Annotated in this window: 27 protein-coding genes; 12 read left to right on the top strand and 15 right to left on the bottom strand. The window is 70.2% G+C overall.

The window, feature by feature from the left end:
* Positions 1-287: 287 nt before the first annotated feature.
* Both AC3AOF_RS14045 and AC3AOF_RS14040 read left to right on the top strand, forming a co-directional pair.
* Entirely contained in the window at positions 288-569 is a 282-nt protein-coding gene (locus AC3AOF_RS14045; protein WP_236990222.1) for a type II toxin-antitoxin system Phd/YefM family antitoxin, read from the top strand.
* On the top strand, positions 566-838 hold the full coding sequence (locus AC3AOF_RS14040) for a Txe/YoeB family addiction module toxin (RefSeq protein ID WP_236990223.1): 273 nt from the start codon (positions 566-568) through the stop codon (positions 836-838). The genes AC3AOF_RS14045 and AC3AOF_RS14040 overlap by 4 nt, the downstream gene beginning before the upstream one ends.
* Positions 839-897: 59 nt before the next feature.
* On the opposite strand, the gene AC3AOF_RS14035 is transcribed toward AC3AOF_RS14040, so the two are convergent.
* Entirely contained in the window at positions 898-2,457 is a 1,560-nt protein-coding gene (locus AC3AOF_RS14035; RefSeq protein WP_488348848.1) for an OpgD/OpgG family glucan biosynthesis protein, read from the bottom strand.
* A 10-nt stretch (positions 2,458-2,467) separates the two neighbouring features.
* On the bottom strand, positions 2,468-2,647 hold the full coding sequence (locus AC3AOF_RS14030) for a hypothetical protein (RefSeq protein ID WP_488348991.1): 180 nt from the start codon (positions 2,645-2,647) through the stop codon (positions 2,468-2,470).
* Between the two features lie 219 nt (positions 2,648-2,866).
* Between AC3AOF_RS14030 and AC3AOF_RS14025 the strand changes: the two genes are divergently transcribed.
* Positions 2,867-4,465: a gamma-glutamyltransferase family protein gene (locus AC3AOF_RS14025; protein ID WP_488348847.1), complete on the top strand. Its 1,599-nt coding sequence runs from the start codon at positions 2,867-2,869 to the stop codon at positions 4,463-4,465.
* A 59-nt stretch (positions 4,466-4,524) separates the two neighbouring features.
* On the opposite strand, the gene AC3AOF_RS14020 is transcribed toward AC3AOF_RS14025, so the two are convergent.
* The 4 genes from AC3AOF_RS14020 to AC3AOF_RS14005 all read right to left on the bottom strand — a co-directional run bounded on the left by AC3AOF_RS14020 (position 4,525) and on the right by AC3AOF_RS14005 (position 7,351).
* Positions 4,525-4,854 carry a DUF6883 domain-containing protein gene (locus tag AC3AOF_RS14020; protein WP_488348990.1) on the bottom strand — a complete coding sequence of 110 codons (330 nt, stop codon included), beginning with the start codon at positions 4,852-4,854 and terminating at the stop codon, positions 4,525-4,527.
* The gene (locus tag AC3AOF_RS14015; RefSeq protein ID WP_488348846.1) at positions 4,841-5,134 is read right to left on the bottom strand and encodes a hypothetical protein; all 294 of its coding nucleotides are present in this window, start codon (positions 5,132-5,134) and stop codon (positions 4,841-4,843) included. The genes AC3AOF_RS14020 and AC3AOF_RS14015 overlap by 14 nt, the downstream gene beginning before the upstream one ends.
* A gap of 206 nt (positions 5,135-5,340) precedes the next feature.
* The gene (locus tag AC3AOF_RS14010) at positions 5,341-5,940 is read right to left on the bottom strand and encodes an ActR/PrrA/RegA family redox response regulator transcription factor (protein ID WP_236990227.1); all 600 of its coding nucleotides are present in this window, start codon (positions 5,938-5,940) and stop codon (positions 5,341-5,343) included.
* Positions 5,941-5,983: 43 nt separating this feature from the next.
* Positions 5,984-7,351, bottom strand: coding sequence for an ActS/PrrB/RegB family redox-sensitive histidine kinase (locus AC3AOF_RS14005; protein WP_236990228.1), 1,368 nt, complete (start codon positions 7,349-7,351; stop codon positions 5,984-5,986).
* A 316-nt stretch (positions 7,352-7,667) separates the two neighbouring features.
* Between AC3AOF_RS14005 and AC3AOF_RS14000 the strand changes: the two genes are divergently transcribed.
* Both AC3AOF_RS14000 and AC3AOF_RS13995 read left to right on the top strand, forming a co-directional pair.
* Positions 7,668-8,939 (top strand): polyhydroxyalkanoate depolymerase, encoded by a 1,272-nt coding sequence (locus AC3AOF_RS14000; protein WP_488348845.1) that lies wholly within the window; start codon positions 7,668-7,670, stop codon positions 8,937-8,939.
* Between the two features lie 169 nt (positions 8,940-9,108).
* Positions 9,109-9,852, top strand: coding sequence for a M48 family metallopeptidase (locus AC3AOF_RS13995; RefSeq protein WP_236990230.1), 744 nt, complete (start codon positions 9,109-9,111; stop codon positions 9,850-9,852).
* 130 nt (positions 9,853-9,982) lie between these two features.
* Here AC3AOF_RS13995 and AC3AOF_RS13990 read toward each other — a convergent pair whose 3' ends face one another.
* Positions 9,983-10,348, bottom strand: a complete 366-nt coding sequence (locus AC3AOF_RS13990; RefSeq protein ID WP_236990231.1) for a hypothetical protein — start codon at positions 10,346-10,348, stop codon at positions 9,983-9,985.
* A gap of 280 nt (positions 10,349-10,628) precedes the next feature.
* On the opposite strand from AC3AOF_RS13990, the gene AC3AOF_RS13985 reads away from it, so the two are divergent.
* From AC3AOF_RS13985 to AC3AOF_RS13970, 4 genes are read left to right on the top strand one after another with little or no spacing between them, the layout of a single operon-like run.
* Complete coding sequence (locus AC3AOF_RS13985) at positions 10,629-11,132, top strand: invasion associated locus B family protein (RefSeq protein ID WP_236992796.1); 504 nt, start codon at positions 10,629-10,631, stop codon at positions 11,130-11,132.
* Between the two features lie 20 nt (positions 11,133-11,152).
* Complete coding sequence (locus AC3AOF_RS13980; protein ID WP_236990232.1) at positions 11,153-11,770, top strand: hypothetical protein; 618 nt, start codon at positions 11,153-11,155, stop codon at positions 11,768-11,770.
* Between the two features lie 8 nt (positions 11,771-11,778).
* On the top strand, positions 11,779-13,749 hold the full coding sequence (locus AC3AOF_RS13975; RefSeq protein ID WP_488348844.1) for a glycosyltransferase: 1,971 nt from the start codon (positions 11,779-11,781) through the stop codon (positions 13,747-13,749).
* On the top strand, positions 13,746-15,368 hold the full coding sequence (locus AC3AOF_RS13970) for a glycosyltransferase (protein WP_488348843.1): 1,623 nt from the start codon (positions 13,746-13,748) through the stop codon (positions 15,366-15,368). Before AC3AOF_RS13975 ends, AC3AOF_RS13970 begins: the two co-directional genes overlap by 4 nt.
* 318 nt (positions 15,369-15,686) lie before the next feature.
* On the opposite strand, the gene purC is transcribed toward AC3AOF_RS13970, so the two are convergent.
* Complete coding sequence (gene purC / locus AC3AOF_RS13965; protein WP_063928401.1) at positions 15,687-16,481, bottom strand: phosphoribosylaminoimidazolesuccinocarboxamide synthase; 795 nt, start codon at positions 16,479-16,481, stop codon at positions 15,687-15,689.
* A gap of 372 nt (positions 16,482-16,853) precedes the next feature.
* Here purC and AC3AOF_RS13960 point away from each other — a divergent pair, with 372 nt between their 5' ends.
* A complete protein-coding gene (locus AC3AOF_RS13960) occupies positions 16,854-17,636 on the top strand; it encodes an HpcH/HpaI aldolase family protein (protein ID WP_488348989.1) in 783 nt (260 codons plus the stop codon).
* Here AC3AOF_RS13960 and AC3AOF_RS13955 read toward each other — a convergent pair.
* Positions 17,633-18,313 carry an alpha/beta hydrolase gene (locus tag AC3AOF_RS13955; protein WP_488348842.1) on the bottom strand — a complete coding sequence of 227 codons (681 nt, stop codon included), beginning with the start codon at positions 18,311-18,313 and terminating at the stop codon, positions 17,633-17,635. The two genes, AC3AOF_RS13960 and AC3AOF_RS13955, sit on opposite strands and share 4 nt — an antisense overlap.
* Before the next feature lie 51 nt (positions 18,314-18,364).
* Positions 18,365-19,066 carry a DNA-3-methyladenine glycosylase family protein gene (locus tag AC3AOF_RS13950; RefSeq protein WP_488348841.1) on the bottom strand — a complete coding sequence of 234 codons (702 nt, stop codon included), beginning with the start codon at positions 19,064-19,066 and terminating at the stop codon, positions 18,365-18,367.
* 6 nt (positions 19,067-19,072) lie between these two features.
* On the opposite strand from AC3AOF_RS13950, the gene gluQRS reads away from it, so the two are divergent.
* Positions 19,073-19,906 carry a tRNA glutamyl-Q(34) synthetase GluQRS gene (gene gluQRS / locus AC3AOF_RS13945; RefSeq protein ID WP_236990237.1) on the top strand — a complete coding sequence of 278 codons (834 nt, stop codon included), beginning with the start codon at positions 19,073-19,075 and terminating at the stop codon, positions 19,904-19,906.
* Positions 19,907-19,916: 10 nt separating this feature from the next.
* On the opposite strand, the gene AC3AOF_RS13940 is transcribed toward gluQRS, so the two are convergent.
* On the bottom strand, positions 19,917-21,473 hold the full coding sequence (locus tag AC3AOF_RS13940; RefSeq protein WP_488348840.1) for an MDR family MFS transporter: 1,557 nt from the start codon (positions 21,471-21,473) through the stop codon (positions 19,917-19,919).
* Positions 21,470-22,603 (bottom strand): HlyD family secretion protein, encoded by a 1,134-nt coding sequence (locus AC3AOF_RS13935; RefSeq protein WP_488348839.1) that lies wholly within the window; start codon positions 22,601-22,603, stop codon positions 21,470-21,472. The genes AC3AOF_RS13940 and AC3AOF_RS13935 overlap by 4 nt, the downstream gene beginning before the upstream one ends.
* Positions 22,604-22,679: 76 nt before the next feature.
* On the opposite strand from AC3AOF_RS13935, the gene AC3AOF_RS13930 reads away from it, so the two are divergent.
* Positions 22,680-23,366: a TetR/AcrR family transcriptional regulator gene (locus AC3AOF_RS13930; RefSeq protein ID WP_488348838.1), complete on the top strand. Its 687-nt coding sequence runs from the start codon at positions 22,680-22,682 to the stop codon at positions 23,364-23,366.
* Here the strand turns inward: AC3AOF_RS13930 and AC3AOF_RS13925 are convergent.
* Genes AC3AOF_RS13925 through AC3AOF_RS13915 form a run of 3 tightly spaced genes read right to left on the bottom strand, consistent with a single transcriptional unit; the run spans position 23,356 to position 26,050 of the window.
* The gene (locus AC3AOF_RS13925; RefSeq protein ID WP_488348837.1) at positions 23,356-24,807 is read right to left on the bottom strand and encodes a pilus assembly protein TadG-related protein; all 1,452 of its coding nucleotides are present in this window, start codon (positions 24,805-24,807) and stop codon (positions 23,356-23,358) included. The two genes, AC3AOF_RS13930 and AC3AOF_RS13925, sit on opposite strands and share 11 nt — an antisense overlap.
* On the bottom strand, positions 24,792-25,523 hold the full coding sequence (locus tag AC3AOF_RS13920; RefSeq protein WP_236990242.1) for a TadE/TadG family type IV pilus assembly protein: 732 nt from the start codon (positions 25,521-25,523) through the stop codon (positions 24,792-24,794). Before AC3AOF_RS13920 ends, AC3AOF_RS13925 begins: the two co-directional genes overlap by 16 nt.
* The gene (locus AC3AOF_RS13915; RefSeq protein ID WP_488348836.1) at positions 25,523-26,050 is read right to left on the bottom strand and encodes a TadE/TadG family type IV pilus assembly protein; all 528 of its coding nucleotides are present in this window, start codon (positions 26,048-26,050) and stop codon (positions 25,523-25,525) included. The genes AC3AOF_RS13920 and AC3AOF_RS13915 overlap by 1 nt, the downstream gene beginning before the upstream one ends.
* Positions 26,051-26,182 lie beyond the last annotated feature (132 nt).

Below are 26,182 nucleotides of genomic sequence, written 5' to 3'. Positions count from 1 at the left end.
CCCGCGGCGGGAGCCGCGGGGCTTCTTTGCGACCGTCCGGGCGAGCCGCAAAACCACGGCCTGCCTCGATCTTGCCCTGCCTGGAGCAAGCGCACAGTGCTGGACACGCGCCCGGCTGGGATAGGGGCATCCATGTGCCCTGCGAAGGCAACTCGGCCCCGGACTGTGTGGCGGCGGACACCGAGAGCCGACGAGGTCCACACGTGATACCGACAGCTCACGATGCACGGCCCCTTGGCGGCAATGTCGGCACAAGCTATGTACGTGATGGCGTACAGAGACCAGCCATGACCCATGTGAGCCTGACCGACTTTCGACAGAGCATCGCCGCCCATTTCGACAGGGTCGAGCGTGACCGGGAAGAGCTTGTCGTCACCCGCCAGGGTCACGAACCGCTGGTGTTGCTGCCACTCGCCGAGTTGGAGAGCCTCCGGGAGACCCTGCACCTGCTGGGCACGCCCGCCAACGCCCGGCGACTGATGCGGTCGATCGAGCAGCTCGACGCAGGTCAAACGATCGAGCGCGCGCTCATCGAACCCGATCAGCCCAAGGGGGCCGCCGGGGGATGAAGTTGACCTTCTCGGACGATGCCTGGAGCGATTATTTGTTCTGGCAGGGTGAGAACACGGCCACGCTGGAACGGATCAATGCTCTCATCAAGGAGATCAAACGCACCCCCTTCACGGGGACGGGCAAGCCCGAGCCTTTGAAGTTCAAGCTCAAGGGTTGGTGGTCGCGCCGGATCTCGGGGGAGCACCGACTCGTCTATCGCGTGAGTGGTTCTAGCTCGACCCATACCCTCGAGATCGCGCAATGTCGATGGCACTACGATGACTAGATCATTGTCCGACGATCCGATGGCCGTTTCGTCGGACGATGATCCAGGAAGCAACGGCGTCACGCCGCCGGAATGTACTGATACGTCCAGGTCTCGCTCAGGGTCTCGTCCCCGCGACGCAGGAACAGCCGCAACTCCACCGGCTCCGCCCCCGTCACCGCCAGGTCGAACTCGGCCCGCCAATGGCCCGGCACGTCGTCCGGTACCGCCTCGGTGCGGGCGAGGGGGAAGGCGCCGCGCGACGCGGTGAGCACCGGTTCCGGCTTCACCCCGGCGGGCAGGCGGCCGAGCGGCTCGCCCAGGAACTCGACCACGAACTTGCGCACGCCCTTCGGCCGGTCGGTGCCGGCCTGGCCGCCATTGCCCTCGCGGGTGGCGACGACGCGGGCGAGGTTGCTCGGATAGGGCTCGTCCGCGACCCAGTGCAGGCGATAGGCGAGATCGTGCGAGGACCCGGCGCGAGCGGGCGTAGCTGGCACCCACATCGCCACGACGTTGTCGTGGATCTCGTCGTCGGTGGCGTTCTCGACCAGCTGGACGCTGCCCTTGCCCCAATCACCCAGGGGCTCGACCCAGAGCGAGGGCCTGCGGTCGTAATAGACGCCGTCCTGGTAGTGGTCGAACAGGCGGTCGCGCTGCATCAGGCCGAAGCCGCGCGGGCGCTCGTCGGAGAAGGCCGAGACCATGGTGCGGGGCGGGTTGCGCAGCGGGCGCCAGATCCGCTCGCCGGTGCCGGTCCACAGCGCGAGGCCGTCGGAATCGTGCACCTCCGGGCGCCAGTCCACGGCGGTGGGCTTGGCGGTCTCGGAGAACCAGTACATCGAGGTCAGCGGTGCCAGGCCGAAGCGGCCGACATCCTTGCGCAGGTGCAGGCTTGCCTCGATGTCCATCACCACCGACTTGGTGCGGCGCATCTTGAAGCGGTAGGCGCCGGCGGCCGAGGGCCCGTCGAGGAGCGCCAGCACCGTGACGGTGTCGGATTCCGCCGCCGGGGTCTCGAACCAGACATGGGTGAAGTCCGGGAATTCCTCCGGCCGGTCCGGCATCACGGTGTCGAGGGCAAGGCCCCTTGCCGAGAGGCCGTATTGGTAGAGTTCGCCGATCGCCCGGAAATACGAGGCGCCGAGGAAGGCGACCCAGTCGTTGCGGCGCCAGTCGAGGGGGCCGCCGCGGCGCTCCTGGAAGCGGAAGCCCGCAAAGCCCGGATTCGGCGGCAGCCGCCGGGCCGGCGAATCCGCCGGCATCTCGAAGGCGGCCGGGTCGTAGATGATCTCCCGCGCCTGATCCCCCTCGACCACGTGCATCCGCACCGGCTTCTGGAAGTAGCGGCCGAGATGGAAGAAGGTGACCGGAAAGGCGCTCGGGCCGTCGGCCCAGAGCGCGTGGTCGGGCTTGAATTTCAGCTTGCCGTGGGCGTCGTAGTCGATCGCCTGAAGCACGTCGCGGTCGGGGATGGCGGGCGCCGCGTAGGGCCGGCCGGCCATCTCCCGCGCCCGCGCCTTGAGGGCGTCGAAGCTGAAGACCTCCGGTTTCCCGAGAGGCAGCTCGGCGCTCAAAACTTGAGGGCCGGAACCGAGCAGGAGCGCGGCGCCGGCAAGCAGCGTGCGGCGGTCGATCATCGGCGGGCCCTTAGCGGATCGGCTCGATGCTGGTGGCCCGTTGCCACAGCTGGACCATGAGGTAGAGGGCCAGCAGGCTGAACAGCCCCATCAGCACGTGGCCGACGGTGTCGCCGAGCTCGAAGATGCCGGCGAGCGCCCAGCCCGCCGCGATCGCCACCGCGAAGACCTCGACGCCGACCAGCACCATGATGCTGAGGATGGTGAGGAGGCTGCGGGGCTTGAGGGATCGTGATGCGGGCACGCGGCCTGACCCTTGGTTGATGTGTGGCGGGGCGACGGGCGAGCGAAGCGCCTATCGTTTCATGGCTCCGGGGACTAGCCTGAACCGCAGGCACCGCGCAACCGCGCGGGACCCGCCTCGCCAACTCGTCACGTCGCCGTAAACCCAGAGTCATCCGAAGCCCCGATGCCCGAGACCCCCGTCTTCTCCCGCGCCGCCTGTGCGGCTCCCCACCACCTCGCGGCCGAGGCCGGACGGGCGATCCTCCAGGAGGGCGGCAACGCCGTCGAGGCGATGCTCGCCATGGCGGCGACCATCGCGGTGGTCTATCCGCACATGAACGGGCTTGGCGGCGACGGCTTCTGGCTGATCCGCGGCCCGAACGGCGTGGTGCGGGCGATCGAGGCCTGCGGCCCGGCCGGCAGCCTCGCGACGATCCGGCGCTACCGCGACAAGGGCTACGAGACGATCCCCGAGCGGGGGCCCGACGCGGCCCTGACGGTGGCCGGCGCGGTCGGCGGCTGGGCGCTCGCCCGCGGGATCGCCCGCGACCTCGGCGGGCGCCTGCCCCTCGACCTGCTGCTCTCAGATGCCGTCCGGCACGCCCGCGAGGGCGTCGCGGTATCCCCCTCCGAGGCGCGCTACGTGCCGAAGGAACTCGACACGCTCCACGACCAGCCGGGCTTCAAGGAAACCTTCCTGATCGACGGCCAGATCCCGAAGGCCGGGACCCTGCGCAAGCTGCCGGCGCTCGCCGCCACCCTCGACCAGCTCGGCCATGCCGGGCTGGAGGATTTTTATCGCGGCGATATCGGCCGCGAGATCGCCGCCGACCTGGAACGGGCCGGCAGCCCGGTCATCCGCACCGACATCGAGCGCTACCGGGCGGTGTCGCGGGCGCCGCTGTTGCTCAAGCTGTCGGGCGGGACGGTCTACAATTGCCCGCCGCCGAGCCAGGGCCTCGCCGCACTCCTGATCCTCGGTCTCTACGAGCGTCTGGGCACCATCCGCCCCGAGACGGCGGCGCATTATCACGGCCTGATCGAGGCGACGAAGCGGGCCTTCCGGATCCGCGACGCGGTGGTGACCGATTACGACCGCCTGCGCCACGACCCCGCGAGTTTCCTGGCGCCGGAGCGGCTGGCGGCGGAGGCCGCGGCGATCCGCATGGACCGGGCCTCGCCTTATCCGGTCCGCCCGGTCGGCGACGGCGACACGGTGTGGATGGGGGCGATCGACCAGAACGGCGTCGCGGTGTCCTACATCCAGTCGGTCTACTGGGAGTTCGGCTCGGGCGTCGTCCTGCCGCGCACCGGCCTCACCTGGCAGAATCGCGGCGTCGCTTTCTCCCTCGATCCGCAGGCGGTCAATCCGCTGGAGCCGGGACGGCGGCCGTTCCACACCCTCAACCCGGCCATGGCCGTGCTGGCCGACGGGCGGGTGCTCTCCTACGGCAGCATGGGTGGCGACGGGCAGCCGCAATTCCAGGCTCAGGTCTTCACCCGCTATGCAACGTATGGGATGGGCGTCGCCGAGGCGGTGGATGCCCCGCGCTTCCTGTTCGGCCGCACCTGGGGCGCCAACTCGATGACCGTGAAGGTCGAGGACCGGTTCGACTCCGCCTGCATCGCGGCCTTGTCGCGGATGGGGCACGAGGTCGAGGAGCTGGGCGGCTCGTACATCGACTCGCTGGGCCATGCCGGCCTCTTGGTGCGCCATCCCGGCAACGGGCGGATCGAGGCGACGCATGATCCGCGGTCGGATGGGGGAGCGGCGGGTTTGTGAGCTACCGAGCCCGACCGGTCACAGCTTCGGCGGACCGTCGTCCTGCCGATGACGCCGGATCAGAACGGGTAGGCGGTGATGAGCCGTCCAACGGAATCCGACGGAAGGACTTGCCACACGGATGTCACGCGCCCGGTCAGACCTGTCGGCGACTCGATCGGCCCTCCGAATAGGAAGCGCACGTCGTAGATGGTGACTTTTGGTGGTTGGGAGACACTGCTCGGCAGTGTCGGATGCGCCAGAAGCGCTGCTGCCAGCAGGTTGGGCTCAAACGGATCAAAACCGCAGTTGATGAAATATCGAGCTTTCGGCCCACCATTCGGATGGGACAATTTCGGAAGGTAACCAGATATCTTGAGGGTATCGATTGCGAATCTAATGGGTGGCACTGGGTGCAAGGTCTGCACGCGTTGCCCCCGGTATCAGCTCCAGCTTCGCCAGCTCGACGGTCGCGAGGACCGGGATCGGATGGCCGTTCTCTGAAAATCTCTGATTCTCGGACTCGACCAGATACGCTGCACCGTCGCCGAGAATCGATAGCACCGTCCCGCACGAACCTTCGCGAATGGTTTCTGCCTTATCGCCTTTCACATTCGTGCGAACCACGACTTGGTCGAGTTCGTGGATGGACGCGGATGCGACCGGAAGCCAGGTATAGGCGAGGTGCATTGTCACGGCGCCGCCCACAGGATTTGAGGACCATCAGGCGTGGGGGTCGTCCGCACGTCGCGTCACGGGCAAGAGGCACGCGCGCCATCATCTGCCAGGATTGTCGAACCCAATCGTCGTCACGGGTTCCCCAAGTGTATCCCCAACATGCGGAGGGCCCGGCACCTCCCGGCGCCAAGCCCTCCGCTCTCCTCCATCAGCCCGCCTCAGCGCGGCGCGCGCTTGGCCAGGATCCGCTGCAACGTCCGCCGGTGCATGTTCAACCGGCGCGCCGTCTCCGAGACGTTGCGGCCGCACAGCTCGTAGACCCGCTGGATGTGCTCCCAGCGCACCCGGTCGGCCGACATCGGGTTCTCGGGCGGGTCGGCCCGCTCGCCGGGCTCGGCCATCAGGGTGCCGTGGATCTCGTCGGCGTCGGCGGGCTTTGCCAGGTAGTCGAAGGCGCCGAGCTTCACCGCGGTGACGGCGGTGGCGATGTTGCCGTAACCGGTGAGGATCACGCCGCGAGCCTCCGGCCGGCGCTCCTTCAGCCGGGCGATCACGTCGAGGCCGTTGCCGTCGCCGAGCCGCATGTCGATGACGGCGAAGGCCGGCGGCTTCGCGTCCACCGCCGAGACACCCTCGGCCACGCTTTCCGCGACATGGACCTGGTAGCCGCGGGCCTCCATGGCCCGGGCGAGGCGGGTCGAGAACGGCTTGTCGTCGTCCACGATCAGCAGGCTGCGGTCGGCATGGTTGAGGAGGGCGTCGCCCTCCGGGATGGTGCCGGCCGGGGCCTCCGGGCTTAACGTTCCGTATTGCGTCATCCGGCGACGCTCCTTGCGAAGTTCAATCAGTCTATTGAGAGAACTATATAGGAACGTCGCGAGCCTGCGTCAGGGGTGCGGCATCCCCCGTACCCGTGTTTCGACCGCCTTTGGCCTCCCTCTCGAAAACGTGACGAGGCCAGGCGATCCGCACCACCGCGCCGGTCGAGGGATCGACCGCGTTGGCGAGGGTCAGCTGCGCGCCGGAGCGCTCGATGAGCGTCTTGGCGATGAAGAGGCCGAGGCCGAGGCCGGTGCCGCCCTCCTGGGCGGCACTGCGGGTGCTGACATAGGGCTCGCCGACCCGCAGCAGCACGTCGGGGGCGAAACCCGGCCCGTCGTCGCGGATCTCCAGCGAGACCCGGTCCGGGCTCCAGCGCGCCTCGATCGCCACGCAGCTTTCCGCGAAGTCGACCGCGTTGTCGACGATATTGGCGAGCCCGAACATCACGCCCGGGTTGCGCCGGCAGGCCGGCTCCGGCCCGTCGCCCTTTGTCGTCACGTCGAGCACGATGCCGAGCGCGCGCTGCGGTGCCACCAGTTCCTCGACGAGGTGGCTCAAGGAAATGGTCTCGATGAAGCCGCCCTGGTCGGCATCGAGGGATGTGAGCTTGGCGAGGATGCCGCGGCAGCGCTCGACCTGGTCGCGCAGCAGCGCCAGGTCCTCGGCGACGCTCGGGGAGGCCGTCGGCCCGAGCTGCCGGTCGAGTTCCTTGGCCACCACCGTGATGGTGGCGAGCGGCGTGCCGAGCTCGTGGGCGGCCGCCGCCGCCAGCCCGTCGAGCTGCGACAGGTGCTGCTCGCGGGCGAGCACCAGCTCGGTGGCGGCCAGCGCCTGGGCGAGCTGGCGCGCCTCCTCGGCGACGCGCCAGGCGTAAACTCCCGTAAAGGCGGTTCCGAGCAGGATCGCGGTCCAGACGCCCGACACGTACAGGAACGGCAGTTCGAGCGTCTCTCCGGCGAACCACGGCAGCGGCCGGTAGACCAGGGCGAGGAGCGTCGAGAGGCCGACCGCCAGGAGCCCGAGCGCCAGGGTCCGGGCCGGGGGCAGGGCGGTGGCGGAGATCAGCACGGGGGCGAGGAACAGCAGGGCGAAGGGATTCTGGAGGCCCCCGGTGAGGAAGAGAAGGGCGGCGAGCTGGATGATGTCGAAGGCGAGCAGCAGCACCGCGGCGTCGTCGCTGAGCCGGTGACTGGCCGGGTAGCGGATCCGCAGGGTGAGGTTGAGCCAGGACGAGGCCGCGATGACGAGGAAGCACCAGCCGAAGGGCAGGGGCAGGCCGAGCCCGAGATGGGCGCCGGCCACCGCCGCGCCCTGGCCCGCCACCGCGAGCCAGCGCAGCCGCACCAGAGTGTCGAGGCGCAGGTGGCGGGCATCGCGCACCAGATCGGTCTGCAAGGTTTCGAACATGCTCGAAACCATAGTGCGCGCCCGCCCGCCGGCCAGGGCGCGGAGCCGGAAACCCTTCGCGCTCCAGTGCGTTGCCTCTAACGGTGGAGGAGCCGGTTCAGGATCGGCGCATGGCGAGTCCGGGCTGCATGCCGCACCGCACAAGGCACACGTGGGAGTTGAGGTAAAAAGGACACGGTTCCACCTTTTGACACCTTGGATTTCCGTAAGTGTTGCCCTTCAATATCGGACCTCTATTGTCCTGGCTCCCAATCGGGACAGGCGTCTCCCGGCGGGCGGTGCGCGCGCCCCTGGGTCAATCGTGGACGGTGGCGTCATGGATCTCTCGTATTTCTGGTATGAAGCCGCGCACTGGATGTTGACGCCTGCCCGAGCGGCCGCCGACGCCACGCAGCTCGTGTTCAAGAATCCCGTCAACCCGATCACCTACACGCCCTACGGCCGGACCGTGTCGGCGGCCTGCGAGATGTTCGAGCGCACGACGCGGCGCTACGGCAAGCCGGCCTTCAACCTGCCCCGCACGGTGGTCGAGGGCATGGTGACGGACGTGACCGAGCGGGTCGTGTGGTCGAAGCCGTTCTGCCAGGTGATCAAGTTCGACCGCGCCCTGAAGCGCCCGACGACCCAGGCCCAGCCGAAGGTGCTGGTGGTGGCGCCGATGTCGGGCCACTACGCGACCCTGCTGCGCGGCACCGTCGAGGCGATGCTGCCCGCCCACGAGGTGATGATCACCGACTGGATCGACGCCCGCATGGTGCCGCTCGAGGCCGGCCGCTTCGACCTCGACGATTACATCGACTACCTGATCGAGATGTTCCAGGCCCTGGGGCCGGACCTGCACGTGATCGCGGTGTGCCAGCCCTCGGTGCCGGTCTTCGCCGCCGTCGCCCGGATGGAGGCCGAGGGCATGCCGGGCGTGCCGACCTCGATGACCCTGATGGGCGGCCCGATCGACACCCGCCGCTCGCCCACCGCCGTGAACTGCCTCGCCGCCGAGCGCGGCTCGGACTGGTTCAAGCGCAACTGCATCACCGTGGTGCCCCCGGGCTATCCCGGCACCTGGCGCGAGGTCTATCCGGGCTTCTTCCAGCTCTCCGGCTTCATGGGCATGAACCTCGACCGTCACCTGACGGCGCATTGGGACATGTTCAAGCACCTGGTGCGCGACGACGGCGACTCGGCCGAGAAGCATCGCGAGTTCTACGACGAGTACCTGTCGGTGATGGACCTGACGGCGGAGTTCTACCTCCAGACCGTCAACACCGTCTTCGTCGAGCACGCCCTGCCGAAGGGCACGATGCGCCACCGCGACAAGCCGGTCGATCCGACCGCGATCCGCCACTGCGCCATCATGGCGGTGGAGGGCGAAAAGGACGACATCTCCGGCGTCGGCCAGACGCTCGCGGCCCTCGACCTGACGCCGAACCTGGACGCGGAGCGCAAGCTCTACCACCTGCAGCAGGGCGTCGGCCATTACGGCGTGTTCAACGGCTCGCGCTTCCGGGCCAATATCGCGCCGCGCATCTCCGCCTTCATGCACGAGATGCAGGGCACGCAGGCCCTCGCCGACTTGCGCGAGGCCTCCTGATCCTCCCCGTCCGGCGCCGCCTCGGCGGCGCCGGCCCTCTGCCATCACCCCTTTCACCATGACGACGTCGCCGATGCGTCGCCTGCGCGCCTGGTTCGCAGGCTTCTTCGGCCTCGCGCGGCGAACCGGGACGCTGACAGGCTCCGGGTCTCCCGGGTACAAGGGTGGCATGCGAGTCGCGCTCCTTCGCCGTTCGGCGCCCGAACCCACCCACGTCACCGTCATCCACGCCGGCACCTGCTACCCGGTCACCGTGCGCCGCCGCGCGGCGGCGCGGCGCATCACCCTGCGGGTGTCGAGCGCCACCGGCGAGATCGTGCTCACGCTGCCGGAGCGCACCGACCTCGCCGCCGCGCAACGCTTCGCCGATTCGCACGGTGCCTGGATCGCCACCCGGGTGGCGAAGCTTCCGGAACGCATCGCCTTCGTACCGGGCGCGACGGTGCCGCTGCGCGGCGTACCCCACCGCATCCTGCATTGGTCGACCACCTCCGGTGCGACCTTGGCCACGACGGAGCCGGACGGCACGCCGGTGATCGCGGTCTCCTGCGGCCTGCCCCACGTGGCGCGCCGGGTGCGGGACTTCCTGGAGGCCGAGGCGCGTCGCGACCTCGGCGAAGCGGTGGCGCGCCATGCCGGGGCGCTCGGCCGGACGCCGAAGCGCCTGACCGTGCGCGACACCCGCAGCCGCTGGGGCTCGTGCTCCGCCGCCGGCCACCTGAATTTTTCCTGGCGCCTCATCATGGCGCCACCGACGGTGCTCGACTATCTGGCCGCGCACGAGGTCGCGCACCTCGCCGAGATGAACCACTCGGACCGGTTCTGGCGCGTCGTGAAAAAACTCTCCCCGGGCTACGACGAGCCCGAGACCTGGCTGAAGCGGCACGGCACGGAGTTGCACCGCTACGGTTGATCGGGCCGAGAGCCTGTTTCGATGGGCCCTGCAAAATCTCAAACCCTCCGGGTCATTCCGGAGCCGCGAAGCGGAGCCCGGAATGACCCGGAGGGTGTTCATTCTGTCGTGATCAAAACAGTTCTGCCGCTCAGCCCTTGGTGCGCACAACCACCACACGCTCCGCCGGCCAGGCCGGGCGCGGATCGACGTGGCCGGGATTGAGGGTGCGGGGCGCGATGCTGTCGCAATTCTCGCGCTGACGCAGGATGACCTCGCCGTTCTCGCCCCGGCGCCGGATGATCCCGCCGTCGCGGCAGAACCCGGCAATCTCGGCCGAGCGCGAGGCCCGGCGCCCGCGCGGGTTGCGGGGCACCGGTGGGTGCTCGATCGTCAGCGTCGCATCCCGATTGAGCGAGCGCTCGACATAGGTGGTCTCGCCGATCGGCAGCGACTGGGCTTCGGCATATCCGGCGGCCAGGACCAGGAAGGCGAGGGAGGTGGCGGCGAGTCTCATGGTCGTCGGTTCTCGGGCGGCTCTCGCGAGCGGGGCGGGGCTGATCCGGGTCGGTCGATCCGATATGAACCGTAAAACCATGCGCAACCACTAACGGCATACGGCCCCGGACGCGGCCCGGCTCGATCATCAAGCTAAGCCGGTTCGGCGGCACGGGTTCCCGATCACGGGAGGGCGCCTCGGCTTGACAGCATCCCGGCCCCGTGGTCGGAACGCCCCCGGGCCGGCGGATGGCCGGGGCAGCGGAGCGGTGAACGGCGTGGGAGACAGATTGCGACGGATCGGACGCCGGGTGCGGGCCGCCGCCCTCGGACTCGGACTCGCTCTCGGACTGCCGGCCGGTGCCGCCCTGGCGCAGGGCGCGGTCAAGCAGACCTTCGACGACTGGCAGCTGCGCTGCGAGACGCCCGCCGGCGCCAAGGCCGAGCAATGCGCCCTGGTGCAGTACGTCGCCGCCGAGGACCGGCCGAACCTGTCCCTGGTGGTGATCGTGCTGAAGACCGCCGACAACCGCGGCACCCTGCTGCGGGTGGTGGCGCCGCTCGGCGTGCTCCTGCCCTCCGGCCTCGGCCTGAAGGTCGACCAGGCGGAGATCGGCCGCACCTCGTTCGTGCGCTGCCTCTCCACCGGCTGCGTCGCCGAGGTGGTGATGGACGACAAGCTCATCAACCAGCTCAAGAGCGGCCAGCAGGCCACCTTCATCGTCTTCCAGACGCCCGAGGAAGGAGTGGGCATTCCACTGTCCCTCAAGGGGTTCAAGGAAGGCTTCGACAGCCTGAAGTGATCGACGATCGGGAGAGGATTGTGACGGCTCGTTGTCTCCGCGGCCTCGCCACCCTGGGCCTCGCCCTGATGGCGGGCGTGCTCGCCGCCCCGGCGCAGGCGCAGAATGCGGCGCCGCCGGACGAGGGCAACCCCTTCGTCAACATCTTCAAGTACGGCGGCACCACCAAGCCGCCCGAGGCGCCGCCCAGCCCCGACGACGTCTACTGCCCGATCATCGACGTGGCCGAGGGCGGTTCCTCGCTGCAGACCATGGCGGGCGGCACGGTGCGGACGCAGATTCGCCTCGGCCAGCTCAGCCGCTCCTGCCAGCCCGGGCCGAACGGCGGCACGATCGTCTCCATCGGCGTGCAGGGCATGGTCCTGCTCGGGCCCGGCGGCGCGCCCGGCCGCTTCAACGCTCCCGTGACCGTCACGGTGAAGAACGGCACCCAGATCATCGCCCGGCGCAGCCGCCAGGGCTCCGCGACGATCCCCGCGGGCCAGGCCAGCGGCAGCTTCACGGTGGTGGAGGACGGGATCTCCGTCCCGGCCAACCTCGCGCGCGACTTCGAGATCGAGGTCGGCCTAGGCAGCTCGCCGAAACCCGGGCGGGCGCCCCGGCGCAAGCCCGCTGCCTCAGCCCCGGCCGACGGTTGACCGCCCGGGTGGCGAACTGGCGCCTCGCCCCCCGCCCGGACGATCCGGATTTTTCCCGCGCCCTGGTCTTCGAGCGGCCGACGGCCGGCCGCTGGCTCGCCCTCGATTATGCCCTCGACCGCTTCGCCGCGCCCGTGCGCCCGCTTCTGCGCTTCCCGCGATCCGACGGCACGCACGAGGATGCGCTGCTGCCCGGCCCGGTGCTCGGGCGCGCTTCCTGGCTCGGGCCGGTGCCGCCCGGCACCGCGGACATCCTGCTCGCCGCCCCAGTGGAAGGGTTCCGGATAGAGGCGGCGCGGCTTCTCTCCCGGACGGCCGTGCTAGCGATCGGAGCCCGCCGCCGGCCGGACAAGCTGCCGGTCGCGCTCTATCAATGGCTGCGCCGCGACGCGCGCCGCCTGCGCAACACCCTGCGCATCGCCGCCTGCGTAAGGCCGCTTGCGCAATACCCGGCCTGGAAGGCCGAGCATGCCCGGCCCTTCGAGCCCGCCTTCGACCGGGTGCCGCCCGGGCTGCCGGGCCTCGGCCTGATCCTGGAGGCGGGGCCGGGGGACGAGGAGGCGGTCCGGCGCACCCTCGCGACCCTGCTGGCGCAGGGCCACCGCGACTGGCGCCTCGCTCTGCACTGGCAGGGCCCGCCGCCCGCCGGCCTCCCCGGCGATCCGCGGATCTCCGCCGACGCCGTGCCGGAGGGAGCGGCGATCGGGTTCCTGCGTCCCGGCGATGCCCTCGCGCCCGATGCGCTCGCCCATCTCGCCGCCGCCTTCGCCGGGCCGGAGCCCGCCGACCTCGCCTATGCCGACAGCGAGGCCGACACGCCCGAGGGCCTGCGCCCGCATCTCAAGCCGGGCTGGAGCCCGGACCTCGCCCTGACCACGCTCTATCCCGGGCGGCCGCTCCTGGTGGCGGCGGGACTCGTCGCGCGCAGCGGCTTGGCGCCGGGGCAGGGCGCGCGCGCGCTCCTCCTCGCCGCGACCCTGGCGGGGCCGGAGCGCGTCCGACGCATCCCCCGCATCCTCTGCCGCACCGCGCCCGAGGCGCCGGATCGCGACGGCCACGCCGCCGACCTGTCGCGGGCCCTGCGCCGAGCCGGCTCGCCCGCGGCGATGGTGCGGACCGGCGACATCCTCGATCTCGACTGGCCGCTGCCCGACCCGCCGCCCCCGGTCTCGATCATCGTCCCGACCCGCGACCGGCCGGAACTGCTGCGCGTCGCCGTGCGGGGCGTACTGCACGACACCGCCTATCCGAATCTCGAACTCGTCATCGTCGATAACGGCTCGACCGATCCGGCGGTCGCCGCCCTCTACGCCGAATGGGACGCCGATCCGCGGGTGCGCCGCCTCGACCGGCCGGGCCCGTTCAACTTCTCCCGCCTCGTCAATGACGGCGCGAGCGCGAGCCGCGGCGCGGTCCTGGTGCTCCTCAACAACGACGTCGAGGTGCTGCACCCGGACTGGCTCTCCGCGATGGTGCGTCAGGCCGTCCGGCCGGAGGTCGGCGCGGTCGGAGCGAAGCTCCTGTTCGGAAACGGCCGGATCCAGCATGCCGGGGTCGTGGTCGGGCTCGGCGGCCGGGCCGGGCACATCCTGCGCAACCGCCCTGCCGACACGCCGGGCCATCTCGGCCGGCTCACCGTCGCGCACGAGGTCGCGGGCGTCACCGCCGCCTGCCTGGCGGTGGCGCGGCACAAGTTCGAGGCGGTCGGCGGGCTCGATGCCGAGGCGTTTCCGGTCGATTTCAACGACATCGACCTCTGCCTGCGGCTTTCCGCCCGGGGCTGGCGATCGGTCTGGACCCCGAGGGCCGTGCTCGCGCACCACGAATCGGTCAGCCGAGGGCCCAGCGTCGGCGCGGCCCGGGCCCGGTTCGAAGCGGAAGGCGATCGTTTCGCCGCGCGCTGGCGCCCGGTGATCCGGGACGACCCGTATTACCACCCGGCCTTCTCGGTCACGACCTTCGGGGAGGAGCTGGAATGAGGCTGCCGCCTCACCCGGCCTTCGACATCCTGCGCTTCGCGGACCGACAGCCCGGGCCCGCCCGGCGCTGGCTCGCCCGGCTTCTTTGGGCGCTGACGCGCCCGGGCGAGGCCTGGGACGTCGCCCGGGCGCTCCTCGCGGGCAAGCGGGTACGGGCCCGCGACCGCGCCGCGATCCTGTGGGGCGCCCGCCACGCCTTCCGGCCGCCGCCGCTCCCGGCGGGCGAGGCCGGGGCGGTGCCGGGCTTACGCGTCGCCACCCCGGCCGAGATCCTGTCGGGCGCCGCCGCCCCGGCCGCCCTCGTCGTGCTGACGGCGCCGGGCCACCGGCTCGTGCCGGGCGCCCTCGACGCCATCGCCGCGGCATTCACGGCCGATCCCGGCCTCGGCGCCCTCTACGGCGACGCCGTGGTGCTCGGAGGCAGGGGCGAGCCGCGGCTGCCGGTCCTGCGGCCGGCCTTCGACCCCGACTACCTGCTCGCCGCCGACCCGATCGGCCCGGTGGTCGCTGTCCGCCGGCCGGTGCTGGACCGGCTCGGGCTCGATCCCGCCTTGCCGGGCGCCGAGGTCGCCGACCTGCTGCTGCGGCTCGCGGCCGAAAACCCGCAGGCGATCCGCCATCTGCCGCGCCTGCTCTCGACCTGGTCGCCCTTCGCGGCCACGCCACCCGAGGGCTGGGCCCGATCGCGCCGGACGCTCGCCGAGCGGCACCTCGCGGGAGCCGGCCACGTCGAGGCGAGGGGCGGGATCCAGGCCCTGCGCCGCGACCTGCCCACGCCGCCGCTCGCCAGCCTCATCATCCCGACCCGCGACCGGGTCGAGCTGCTGCAGGCCTGCATCGAGAGCATCCGGGCCCAGACCGACTGGCCGGCCCTCGAGATCATCGTCTGCGACAACGACAGCCGCCATCCGCGCACGCTCGCCTATTTCCGGCGCCTGGAGGGGGAGGGCGTGCGGGTGCTGCCCTGCCCCGGCCCGTTCAACTTCGCCGCGATGAACAACCGGGCCGCCGACGAGGCGCGCGGCGGGCTCCTGGTCTTCGTCAACAACGACGTGGTGGCCCACCGGCCCGACTGGCTGCGGCGGATGGCCGAGGAGGCCCTGCGACCGGAGATCGGCGCGGTCGGCGCGAAGCTCCTCGACGTGCGCGAGCGCATCCAGCATTGCGGCATCGTGCTCGGCACCGGCGGCCTCGTCACCCACGCCCACCGCCACTTCCCCGGCACGGCGCCGGGCTATCTCGCCTCCTTGCGGGCGACGCACCGGGTCTCGGCGGTGACGGCGGCCTGCCTGGCGGTGGAGGCCGACAAATTCCGGGCGGTCGCCGGGTTCGACGAGACCACCTTCGCGGTCGATTTCAACGACGTCGATCTCTGCCTGCGCCTGGAGGCGGCGGGGTACCGGACCCTGGTGGTGCCGGGCGCCGTGCTCTATCACCACGAGGCGGCGAGCCGGCGCTGGAATCCGGAGGCCCGCAGCCGCCACGAAGCCGAGGTGGCGGCGTTGCGGGCGCGGTGGGGCGCGCGGCTCGATGCCGATCCCTGGTACCATCCCGGCTTCGATCCGCGGGCGGGGACGTATGTGCGGCTCAGGGCGTGGGAGGGGGCAGCTTTGCGCTGAGGCTCTACCCCCGTGAGGTTATACCTGATTTCAGAAAGTCGCGGGATCCCCTCTCCCGCGTGGGAGAGGGGTAGGGGGTGAGGGTGACACGCTGCCGAGTGAAGCACTGACCGTTCCGCTGCCAGCACCACGCTCAGCGCTTTACACTGAAGCGCGCCACCCTCACCCCTAACCCCTCTCCCAGACGGGATAGGGGGATGCGCTCTATTTTGTGATACCTATGGTTTTACGACTACAGCCTTTGAAAAGACGACGGGGCCGCCCCCTCCCGGAAGCGGCCCCGCCCTCAATCCCAATCCGGCGTCAGCCGGCCTTGCGTCACTGCACCAGGCGCGGTCCGCCGGTCTGCACCTTCTCGTTCTCGCCCAGGATGCCGAGGCGGCGGGCCACCTCGGTATAGGCCTCGATCAGGCCGCCGAGATCCTTGCGGAAGCGGTCCTTGTCGAGCTTGTCCTGGCTCTTGATGTCCCAGAGGCGGCAGGAATCCGGAGAGATCTCGTCGGCGACGACGATGCGCATCATGTCGCCTTCCCAGAGCCGGCCGGTCTCCATCTTGAAGTCGACGAGGCGGATGCCGACGCCGAGGAAGAGACCCGACATGAAGTCGTTGACCCGGATGGCCAGCGCCATGATGTCGTCGATCTCCTGCGGCGTCGCCCAGCCGAAGGCGGTGATGTGCTCCTCCGACACCATCGGGTCGTTGAGCTGGTCGTTCTTGTAGTAGAACTCGATGATCGAGCGCGGGAGCTGGGTGCCCTCTTCGAGGCCCAGCCGCGTTGCCAGCGAGCCCGCCGCCACGTTGCGCACCACCACCTCGAGCGGGATGATCTCGACCTCGCGGATCAGCTGCTCGCGCATGTTCAGCCGGCGGATGAAGTGCGTCGGCACGCCGATGTCGTTGAGGTGCTGGAACACGAATTCGGAGATCCGGTTGTTCAGCACGCCCTTGCCGTCGATCACCTCGTGCTTCTTGGCGTTGAAGGCGGTCGCGTCGTCCTTGAAATGCTGGATGAGCGTGCCGGGCTCGGGACCCTCGTAGAGGACCTTCGCCTTGCCCTCGTAGATGCGACGGCGGCGGTTCATAGGCGTGTACCGTGGTTTGAGGAAGTCCATGGGGCCGAGGCTCCTGACGACGTGTGGGACCCGCGGCGCGGCGACCTCTGAGGTAAGGAGGTCGGGCCGGGGGACGCGTCGCTCCGGGCGTCCCGGCGGCCGGGGGCAAATTACCCGAACCGCGAAGGCAGCACAACGCGTTAGCCTGTGCGCCGGGGAGAGCCCGGACGCCGCTGCGATGGATTGCGGTCGTTGGTCGCGCCCATATGCTCATCGAGTGACGAAGTTGCAAGCGTGGCGGGAGGGGGCGGCATGTCGCGGACGGGGGCTTGCGCGCCTCGACGGAGGCCTCCGGCCTGACCTAAGCTCCGGGTACGAGCCGCACGGGAACCGGCGGCCGATCCGGGAGGGATCACGATGGCGGAACGAGCGATGGCGGAACGGGGCGGCGCGGTGGCGGCGCTGGCGGCGCGATTCCGCGAGGGCAAGCCGCTGATCACCGCCTGGTGCGGCATTCCCGAGCCCTCGGTCGCGGGGCTGCTCGCCGCCGAGGCGTTCGACACCGTGACGCTCGACATGCAGCACGGCGCCCACGACTTCGACAGCATCAGCCGAACCGTCGCGCTGGTCGCGGCCCGCGGCAAGCCGACCCTGGCGCGGGTCCCGGTCGGCGGCTTCTCGACCGTGTCGCGCCTGCTCGATGCCGGTATCTCCGGGATCATCGCCCCGATGGTCAACACCGTGGAGGATGCGAAGCGCTTCGCGGCCATGGCCAAGTACCCGCCGCTCGGCGAGCGCAGCTGGGGCCCGGCCCCGGCCCTGATGCTGTCGGGCCTTTCCCCTGAGACCTATCTCAAGGAGGCCAACGGCTTCTGCCAGACGCTGGCGATGATCGAGACCCGGGAGGCGCTCGGCGCCCTCGACGACATCCTCGCGGTGGACGGGATCGACGGCATCTTCATCGGCCCCTCCGACCTCTCGATCGCGCTGTCGAACGGCGCCGGCCTCGACCCCGACGGCGCGGCGGTGCGCGACGCGCTCAAGCACGCCATGGCGCGCACCCGGGCGGCGGGCAAGCGGATCGGCATCTACTCCCTGTCCGGCCCGCGCACCCGCGAGCTGATCGCCGAGGGCTTCGACCTGATCGCGCTCTCGGGCGACGGCGCCCTGCTGCGGGCCGGTGCTGCGGCGGCGCTGAAGGAGGCGCGGGGCTAAACGCGCCGCGCCGCCCGGGCGAAGCCCGCGGCGAGGAAGTGCCCGGCATGGTGCAGGGCGCCGTCGTCGATGCCGTGGCCGATCCCGGCGGAGAGATGCCACTCCGCCGGCACGTCGGCCGCCGCCAGGGCTTCCGCGGAGAGGAACATTGCGTCGACCGGAATCACCTCGTCTTGGTCGCCATGGGCGAGGAGGACCGGCGGCACCGCCCGGACCTGCGGCTTCAGGCTCTCGGGCCCCTGGCCCTCCTCCATCACCAGCATGCCGGACAGGCCGACGACCGCCGCCACCGGGGCGGGCCTGCGCAAGGCGACATGCAGGGCCATCATGCAGCCCTGGCTGAACCCCACCAGCGCCAATTGGTGCGGCCCCAACCCCAGGGCCTCGAGCTCAGCATCGAGGAAGGCATCCAGCGTCGGGCCGGCCCGGTTCACCCCGCGCCAGCGCTCGTGCGGATCGCGGAAGGTGAGGGAGAACCATTGCCGGCCGAAACCCTGGATGCAGGGCTCGGGCGCGTGCGGCGCCACGAAGGCGGCGTCGGGCAGGAGCGGCTGCCATTCCTGGGCGAGGTCGATCAGGTCGTTGCCGTCGGCGCCGAAGCCGTGCAGCAGGACGACGAGATGGCGCGGCTTCGCCCCAGAGCGGGGCATCAGGCGCGGGCCGGTGAGGATCGGCATCGGGTCGGGCTCCATGCGGCTCAGGACGGAAGGGGCGCGCCGTCGCGCGATCTACGAGGGAAGGGGCGCGCCGTCGCGCGCTTTCGCCACCCGGTAATAGGCCCACAGCACCTTGGCGGCGACCCCGCGCCAGGGCCGCCACGCCTCGGCCCGGGCTATGAGGGCCGCAGGGTTCGGCCGGGTCTCCAGGCCGTCGGCGAGGCGCGCCGCTTCCTGAAGGGCGAGATCCCCGGCGGGGAACGCGTCGGGATGGCCGAGGCAGAACAGCAGGTAGACATCCGCCGTCCAGGGCCCGATGCCGTGCACCGCCACCATCAGGCGGTGGGCCTCGTCGGCCGAACGCGTGTGCAGGGTATCGAGGGGCAGGGCGCCACCGATGACGGCCTCCGCCGCCGCCCTCAAGGTGCGGATCTTCGGCGCCGACAGGCCGGCCCCGCGCAACATCTCGTCCGGCGCCTCCGTCAGGGTCTCGGCGGTGAGGTCCGGCAGGCCGGCGGTCAGCCGGCCCCAGATCGCCGAGGCAGCGGCGGTCGAGATCTGCTGTCCCACCACGATGCCGGCGAGCCCCTCGAAGCCGGGCGCGCGCTTGCGCAAGACCGGTTGCGCGCCTTGCGCCACCAGCCGCGCCATCACCGGATCGCGCGCCGCCAGCGCCGCCATCCCCTCGCGCAGGGCGGCCTCGGAATCGAGCAGCGGGCCCGTGACGCCGGCCTCGGGCGGGCTTATGGCGTGAGGATCAGTCTTCGTCCGCATGCCGCCGTGCCGTCTCCCCGCCTGCGCTTCGCCCCGAGCCCGAACGGGCGCCTGCATCTCGGCCACGCCTATTCGGCCCTCCTCAACGCGCAGTTCGCCCGGGCGCTGCACGGTGATCTGCTGCTGCGCATCGAGGACATCGACCCGCTCCGCTGCCGGCCGGAACTGACGAACGGCCTGATCGACGACCTCGCCTGGCTCGGCCTCAGCTTCCCGGACCCGGTCTGGCGCCAGTCGGCCCGGATGTCCACCTACCGCGCCGCCCTCGACGATCTTCGGGCGCGGGGCCTCGTCTATCCCTGCACCTGTACCCGGCGGGAGATCCAGGCGGCGTCGGGCGAGGCCCGCGATCCGGACGGGGCGCCGCTCTATCCCGGCACATGCCGGGGCAGGGCGGTCCCGCAGGAGCCTCATGCCTGGCGCCTCGACAGTGCGCGGGCGCTGGCACTCTGCCCCGGGCCTCACACCTACACCGCCTTCGCGCCGGGCGAGCCCGACGCGATCCGGTTTGCGGATCCGGCCCGCTGGGGCGACGCGGTCCTCGCCCGCAAGGACGTGCCGACGAGCTACCACCTCGCCGTGGTGCTCGACGACGCCGCGCAAGGAATCACCCACGTGGTTCGCGGCCGGGACCTCGAAGCCGCCACCGATCTCCACGTGCTGCTCCAGCGCCTGCTCGGCCTGCCGACCCCGCGCTACCACCATCACGGCCTGATCCGCGACGCGGCGGGGCAGAAGCTGTCGAAGAGCCTGGGCTCCGAGGCGCTGGCGGCGTTGCGCGAGCGCGGGACGCGCCCGGGGGAGGTGCGGGCGCGGCTCGGATTCGCCGGGGAGCCGTGAGGCGGCCCGTTCAATGCGCCTCGATCGGCCCCCCCGACCGCGGCGGCTTCTTCAGGATCGCCACGACCGCGAGGCTGAGCACCAGGCTCACCCCGACGAGCCAGAACCCGTCCGCGTAGGCCATCACATAGGCCTCGCGCCGCACCTGTTGCGCCAGCATTCCGACCGCCGCGGCCTTGGCAGCCAGCGGATCGGCGATGTGGCCGTGCAGCCCCGCCGCCACAGCCGCCAGGCGCTCCTGGGTGCGGGTGGCGTTGACGGTGATCGCCTCGGCCAGAACCGAGAAGTGCATGTGCTCGCGCCGCTCGATCATCGTCGACAGCATGGCGATGCCGATCGAGCCGCCGAGGTTGCGCATCATGTTGGACAGGGCCGAGGCATCCGCCGTGTCGCGCGGCGCCAGGCCGGCGGTCGAGAGCTGCGACAGCGGGATGGTGAAGAGCGGCTGGCCGATCGCCCGCATCAGCTGCGGCAGGATCAGCTGGTCGGCGCCGACATCGTGGGTCAGCCCGACATTGATCCAGCAGCTCGCGATGAAGAACAGGGTCCCGGTGACGACGAGGAGCCGCGCGTCGACCTTCCGCATGATGAGCGGCATCATCGGGAACAGCACGAGCTGCGGCAGGCCCGACCACATCACCACGTGGCCGATCTGCTCGGCGTTGTAGCCCTGAATCTGGGCGCAATAGACCGGGATGATGTAGATCGAGCCGAACGAGACGGCGCCCAGCACCGTCATCAGCATGCAGGCGCCGCCGACCGAGCGGTTGGCCAGCACCCTGAGGTTGATGAAGGGCCGTTCGGCGGTCAGCTCGCGGATGATGAAGCCGGCGATGCCGAGAACCGCCAGAAGGCTCGCCTTGACGATGACGGGCGAGCCGAACCAGTCCTTGCGCTGGCCTTCCTCCAACACGAAGGTCAGGGCCGGCAGGCCGGTCGCCATCAGGCCGATGCCGATCCAGTCGCCCTTCAGCAATTCGCCCCAGCGCGCCGGCACCGATTCGAAGGCGCCGAGCTGGATCGCGGCGGCGAGGGGGCCGAAGATTAGGTTCAGGTAGAAGATGTAGTGCCAGGACAGGTTGTCGGTGAGCCAGCCGCCGACCGTCGGGCCGATCGCCGGCGCGAAGGTGGCGGTGAGCCCGAACAACGCGATGCCGACGGCCTGCTGGCTCTTCGGCAGCCGGGTCCGCACGATCACGATCGCCGTCGGGATCAGCACCCCGCCGGTGAAGCCCTGGCCGGCCCGGAACAGGATCATCTGGCTCAAGTTGGTCGAGAGCGCGCAGGCGAGCGAGAAGCCGGTGAACAGGATGGTGTTGACGGCGAGATAGCGCCGCAGCCCGATCACCGAGGAGAGCCAGCCGGTGAGCGGGATCACGATGATCTCGGCCATCAGGTAGGCGGTCGAGATCCAGCTGCCCTCTTCCGTCGAGGCGCCGAGCGCGCCCTGGATGTCGGCGAGCGAGGCGTTGGTGATCTGGATGTCGAGGATCGCCGTGAAGGCGCCCAGGATCGCGCCGAACACCGCGAGCCAGTCGCGGGGACTGGCCTTCGTCTCCGGATTCATCGCGGCAGCGCCTCGCTGACGAGGGCGGTGGCGGGGCGATGTCCGCCGCCCGGCTCGATCGCGCCATGTGTATGCACCGTCGCCTCGACCGAGAGGCCCGGGCGCAGGCGGGGGAGCAGGGGATCGTCGCCGTCGAGCGCGATGCGCACCGGCACCCGCTGCACCACCTTGGTGAAGTTGCCGGTGGCGTTCTCCGGCGGCAGCAGGGCGAATTGCGCGCCGGTGCCGGGCGAGAAACTCTCGATCCGGCCGCCGAATTCGTGCTCGCCAAGCGCGTCGACCGTGAAGGTGACCGGCTGGCCCTCGATCATGCGGCCGGTCTGCGTCTCCTTGAAGTTCGCCACCAGGTAGATGTCGCGGCCCATCGGCACCACGGTCAGGAGCCCGGTCCCGGCGGAGACGAACTGCCCGACCCGCAGGGAGCGGTCGCCGATCGTGCCGTCGATCGGCGCGGTCACGGTCGTGTAGCTGAGGTTGAGCCGGGCCTGCTCGACCTTGGCCTGGGCGCCCTCCAGGGTGGCGCGGGCGCTCGCTTCCAGCGCCCGAAGGCTCTCGACCTGCTTCGTCGAGGCTTCGAGCGAGGCGACCGCCTTGTCCCGCGCCGCTCGTTTCTGGCGCAGGTCGGCATCGGCCTGCTGCTGGCGCTGCACCGTGCCGGAGCCGGTCTGGAGCAGGTTGCGGTAGCGGTCGTATTCCTTGGTCGAGAAGTCGAGCCCGGCCTCGGTGTTCTCGATCTCGGCCTTCGCCGATTGCACCTGCGCCTGGGCCTGGGTGATCGCCGCGGCGGTGCCGAGGATCTGGGCCCGCGCCTTCTCGACGTCGGCCTCGGCCTGCTTGAGCGCCACCCGGTACTCGCGGTCGTCGAGGCGCGCCAGTACCGTGCCGGCCTTGACCGGCTGGTTGTCGCCGACGAGCACCGCGGCGATGGTGCCGGCGATGCGGGGCGCGACCGTGACCTTGTCGGCCTGGAGATAGGCGTCCTCGGTCGTCTCGAGGAAGCGCCCGGTCGTCCACCAGTGCCAGCCATAGGTGCCGCCGCCGCTCAAACCCGCGAGAAGGACGAGGCCGAGGATCAGCCGGCCCTTGCGCCGCTTGAGCGGCGCCGGGGAGATGGCGTGGGATTGCTGCATGGCGGCTGGCCGATAACGAAACGATACGGTATCGTTGTGATAGGCCGATCATCGGGGTCGAGCAAGGAGACGATCCATGACCCAGGCGGTGCTCGCCGATGCGAGGGACGCGGGGCGGCGCAGCGGCGGGCGCCCGACCCGGGAAGAGGCGGAGCGGCGCGACGCGCGGCTGGTCGCCGTGGCGACGCAGCTGTTCATGGAGCACGGCTTCGACGCGACCTCGATCGACGCGGTGGCGCAGGCGGCGGGGGTGAGCAAGCCGACGCTCTATGCCCGCTACCGCGACAAGCGCGCGCTGTTCGCGGCGGTGCTGGAGGAGCGGATCCGGGACTGGCTGGCGCCGCTCTCGGCGGCGGCGGAGGCGCAAGGAGCGACGGGAGAGGGGCGGGACGCCGCAACGGTCCTGGACGAGCTGAGCCGGACCCTGCTCGCCCGGGCACAGGCCCCGGGCGCGGCGGCGCTCAACCGCTGCATCGTCGCCCAGGCGCTGCATTTCCCCGACCTCGCGCGGCTGGCCTACGAGGAGGGCTGGCTGCGCGGCGTGCGGGCGGTGGCACGCCTCCTTACGGTGCTCGACGAGCAGGGCCAGATCGCGGTCGAGGATCCGGAGATCGCCGCCGACCTCTTCCTCAACCTGGTGCTCGGCAAGACCTCGCGGCAGGCGCTCTACGGCATCGCGATCGATCCGGAGGCGCAGGAGACGCGCCGCCGGGCCGCCTTGGCGTTGTTCCTGGCGGGCGTGCGGCCGCGCCCTACTGGATGAGGCGGGCGACCTTCAGCGCCTGGTCGAACATCGCGTTGAGCGCCGCCGTGATGTCGGCCGGCGCGTTGGCGGTGCGGAAATAGCCCGGCGAGGCGCAGGACTGGAGCGGCGTCGCCAGGGTCGGGCTGAAGCCGTTGACCCGGCCATTCTCCCAGGCGACGCCGCCGCCCTTATCGACGAAGCTGATCTGGTTGTAGGGAATGTAGAGGATCGAGATCGTCGCGCCGGCGGCTTTAAGAGCGTCGCAGTTCTTGGGGTCGATCTGCGACGGCTGCGAGCCGTCCCACCAGGCGTCGCCATAGCCCGGGAACTTCGAGGGATTGCCCGGATAGGCGTATTTGCCGTTGCTCGACGTGAAGAAGTGCTGACCGTTCTGCATCCCGTCGGTGACGAGGAACACGAAGGGCTTGCGGCTCGCGCTGGTGGACCCGTCACCGAAGCCGTTGAGCCCGACGATGCCCTTCATCTGCGGGAAGGCGACCTCGAAATGGGTGCCGCCCGAGCCGGTGCCGGTGGTCGGGTCGCCCGGGGAGTAGAGCTGCGTCGTGCCGGTATCCAGGAGGTTTGTGAAGGCGAGCGGCCAGGAATTCGTGCACTGGGCCATCGTCTTCAGGCTGTTGATGTCGCTGGTGATCGCGGCGAGCGTTGCCAGCTGGTTGACGAACGGGTAGATGCCGATCCGGTACTGGTTCGACACGGCCTGGTTCGAGGCCCGCTGGAGCAGCGAGCAGACGGCGTTGTTCACCGCGTCCGACCGCAGCTGGATCTTGCCCGCCGCCAGGCCCCAGCCGGTATTGCCGGGGAAGTGGCAGGCGAACTGGCATCCCTGCTGGTAGTCGGAATACATGTCGTTGTTGACGCTGGCGAGCTGGGTCATGCCGCTCGAGGTCGCGGGCAGGCCCATCGATCCCGACACGTCGACCATCAGGTAGAAGTCGAGGTAGCTCGGCAGGTCGACGGAGGCGGTCGCGGTATTGGTCACCGTCGTGGTCGGCACGAGGAACAGCTTCGAGAAGCTGTTGCTGATCGTCGCCGTGTACGAGATCGACGCGGTGATCGTCTGGCCGTTGGCCGAGGACGAGACCTGCGGCGTCTGCATCGTCACGGTGGCGAGGGGAACGTTGCCGGCATTGACGTTGAAGGTGTTGACGGCCTGTTTCGCGCCCGCGGCGAGAGCGGCGTTCATCACGCCGCTCTCGCCCGAATGGGCGGCGACGTAGGCCTTGGCGGTCACGATGGCGGCGAGCGCCGCCGCGTCCGCGGCCCGGTCGAGCCGTGCCCGGTCGGTGACGGCGACGCCGTAATCGACCGCGAGCCCGACGAGGCCGACGATCGGGATCAGGCTCAGCCCGAACAGGATGTTGATGCCGCCGTCGCGGGCGCGGACCAGGGACGCCGCTGCCGCGGCGAACCGGGATGCACAGTTCAGAAGCCGGGACATTTCGTGGCGATTCCGTCGTTGCCGTTCGTGTCGAAATTGATGAGCGAGGCGTAGCGCGGCTGGATGTAGGCCGAGCGGGCGATCCGCAGCGAGGGGAGGTAGCTGGCCCCGAAGGTCGGGTTGAACGTGAACACCACGTCGATCACCACCATCGAGGCCGGGCCGAAGAGGGAGCGCGGCAGCGTCTGCGGGGTCGGATCCGCCGTGTTCGAGGCCGCGATCTGCGGCGTGCCGCAGGGCCGGTAGGCCGGCCCGCCCGAAGGCTGCGTCGTGCCCGTGCTCGTCCAGACCACGTCGGCGCGGTAGCAGGCGGACAGATCGCTGCTGTCGCTGCAGGTCGTCGCAATTTGCGTGAACTGGATGCTGGCGTAGTTGATCGTGACGACCTGCCACCATTGCTTGCCCTGTCGCTTGCCCTCGCCCATCACGTAGGGGAACAAGACGAGAGCCGAGTCGAAGCTATAATGCAGGTCGCTCGCATTGACGGTGGCGACGGTCGTAGAGCCATTGCTGGGAGGCGTGGTCTGCGAGATCATCTGGCTGATCGACTGCACCACCAGCTCGACCTTGCGCACCGCGTTGATGTAGGCAATGAGCTGGATGCCCCCGAGCATGATCACCAGGAGCACGGGCAGGATCAGCGCGGCCTCGACCGCGGCGAGCCCGTCATCGGCGGCGCGGAAGCGCCGGAGCCGGAGCCTGACACGGTCGCGCATCAGTATTGCTCGACGCGGAAGGCGGCGGTCGAGATCATCAGATAGGCCGGCTGGCCCTTGTAGGTGGCCTGGGAGGCGATCAGGTTGGTCACGAAGGACGGCAGGAAGGTGACCGGGTAGATCACCTGGAGGTACTGGTACTGCCCCTGCGTGCCGAGCGTGAACTGGCCGCTCCCCGGCGTCAGGTTCGGGATCGCGAGGCCGCTCTGATCGGAATTGACGTAGCTGTAGTAGCTCCCGTTCACGACGTACAGGTTGACGATGAGGTCGTCGCAGGAGATCGACGACGGCAGGATCGCGCACAAAGTCTGGGTGAAGGCGGCGAGCGTCGGTGGTGGATTCGACTTCTGCGAGTTGCCGACGATGATGTCCCGCGCCGCCTTCTCGACCGCGAAGTCCAGCTTCTGATTGTAGTACAGAGTCTGGGCGACGCCCATCGTGAACAGCAGGGCCATGATGAACATCAGGCCGACCAGGGCGAACTCGACGGTCGTCGATCCCTTGTCGTCGCGGAGGAGGCCTAGCATGCGTCGCATGCCGCCAACCTAGGGTCACCGGGTTAAGATCGCGGAAATCTGACCGCCGAGACTCCCGGCACCTTACCGTCAGATGCCCATACCGGCCACTCTCAGGCTTAACCGTGCGTGACCCCGTTCGCC

This window comes from Methylobacterium sp. 142-1Y, assembly GCF_057747795.1.
This window is presented reverse-complemented; position numbering and strand designations above follow the sequence as displayed.

Excerpts from the sequence above, each read along its gene's own strand:
- AC3AOF_RS14040 (WP_236990223.1), top strand. The coding sequence starts at position 566 with ATGAAGTTGACCTTCTCGGACGATGCCTGGAGCGATTATTTGTTCTGG.
- AC3AOF_RS14035 (WP_488348848.1), bottom strand. The coding sequence starts at position 2,457 with ATGATCGACCGCCGCACGCTGCTTGCCGGCGCCGCGCTCCTGCTCGGT.
- AC3AOF_RS13920 (WP_236990242.1), bottom strand. The coding sequence starts at position 25,523 with ATGCGCGACCGTGTCAGGCTCCGGCTCCGGCGCTTCCGCGCCGCCGAT.
- AC3AOF_RS13970 (WP_488348843.1), top strand. The coding sequence starts at position 13,746 with ATGAGGCTGCCGCCTCACCCGGCCTTCGACATCCTGCGCTTCGCGGAC.
- AC3AOF_RS14005 (WP_236990228.1), bottom strand. The coding sequence starts at position 7,351 with ATGTTCGAAACCTTGCAGACCGATCTGGTGCGCGATGCCCGCCACCTG.
- AC3AOF_RS13950 (WP_488348841.1), bottom strand. The coding sequence starts at position 19,066 with ATGCGGACGAAGACTGATCCTCACGCCATAAGCCCGCCCGAGGCCGGC.
- AC3AOF_RS13995 (WP_236990230.1), top strand. The coding sequence starts at position 9,109 with ATGCGAGTCGCGCTCCTTCGCCGTTCGGCGCCCGAACCCACCCACGTC.
- AC3AOF_RS14010 (WP_236990227.1), bottom strand. The coding sequence starts at position 5,940 with ATGACGCAATACGGAACGTTAAGCCCGGAGGCCCCGGCCGGCACCATC.
- AC3AOF_RS14025 (WP_488348847.1), top strand. The coding sequence starts at position 2,867 with ATGCCCGAGACCCCCGTCTTCTCCCGCGCCGCCTGTGCGGCTCCCCAC.
- AC3AOF_RS13960 (WP_488348989.1), top strand. The coding sequence starts at position 16,854 with ATGGCGGAACGGGGCGGCGCGGTGGCGGCGCTGGCGGCGCGATTCCGC.
- AC3AOF_RS13940 (WP_488348840.1), bottom strand. The coding sequence starts at position 21,473 with ATGAATCCGGAGACGAAGGCCAGTCCCCGCGACTGGCTCGCGGTGTTC.
- AC3AOF_RS14030 (WP_488348991.1), bottom strand. The coding sequence starts at position 2,647 with ATGGTGCTGGTCGGCGTCGAGGTCTTCGCGGTGGCGATCGCGGCGGGC.
- AC3AOF_RS13955 (WP_488348842.1), bottom strand. The coding sequence starts at position 18,313 with ATGCCGATCCTCACCGGCCCGCGCCTGATGCCCCGCTCTGGGGCGAAG.
- AC3AOF_RS14045 (WP_236990222.1), top strand. The coding sequence starts at position 288 with ATGACCCATGTGAGCCTGACCGACTTTCGACAGAGCATCGCCGCCCAT.
- AC3AOF_RS13925 (WP_488348837.1), bottom strand. The coding sequence starts at position 24,807 with ATGTCCCGGCTTCTGAACTGTGCATCCCGGTTCGCCGCGGCAGCGGCG.
- purC (WP_063928401.1), bottom strand. The coding sequence starts at position 16,481 with ATGGACTTCCTCAAACCACGGTACACGCCTATGAACCGCCGCCGTCGC.
- AC3AOF_RS13990 (WP_236990231.1), bottom strand. The coding sequence starts at position 10,348 with ATGAGACTCGCCGCCACCTCCCTCGCCTTCCTGGTCCTGGCCGCCGGA.
- AC3AOF_RS14015 (WP_488348846.1), bottom strand. The coding sequence starts at position 5,134 with ATGCACCTCGCCTATACCTGGCTTCCGGTCGCATCCGCGTCCATCCAC.
- AC3AOF_RS13935 (WP_488348839.1), bottom strand. The coding sequence starts at position 22,603 with ATGCAGCAATCCCACGCCATCTCCCCGGCGCCGCTCAAGCGGCGCAAG.
- AC3AOF_RS14000 (WP_488348845.1), top strand. The coding sequence starts at position 7,668 with ATGGATCTCTCGTATTTCTGGTATGAAGCCGCGCACTGGATGTTGACG.
- AC3AOF_RS13915 (WP_488348836.1), bottom strand. The coding sequence starts at position 26,050 with ATGCTAGGCCTCCTCCGCGACGACAAGGGATCGACGACCGTCGAGTTC.
- AC3AOF_RS13930 (WP_488348838.1), top strand. The coding sequence starts at position 22,680 with ATGACCCAGGCGGTGCTCGCCGATGCGAGGGACGCGGGGCGGCGCAGC.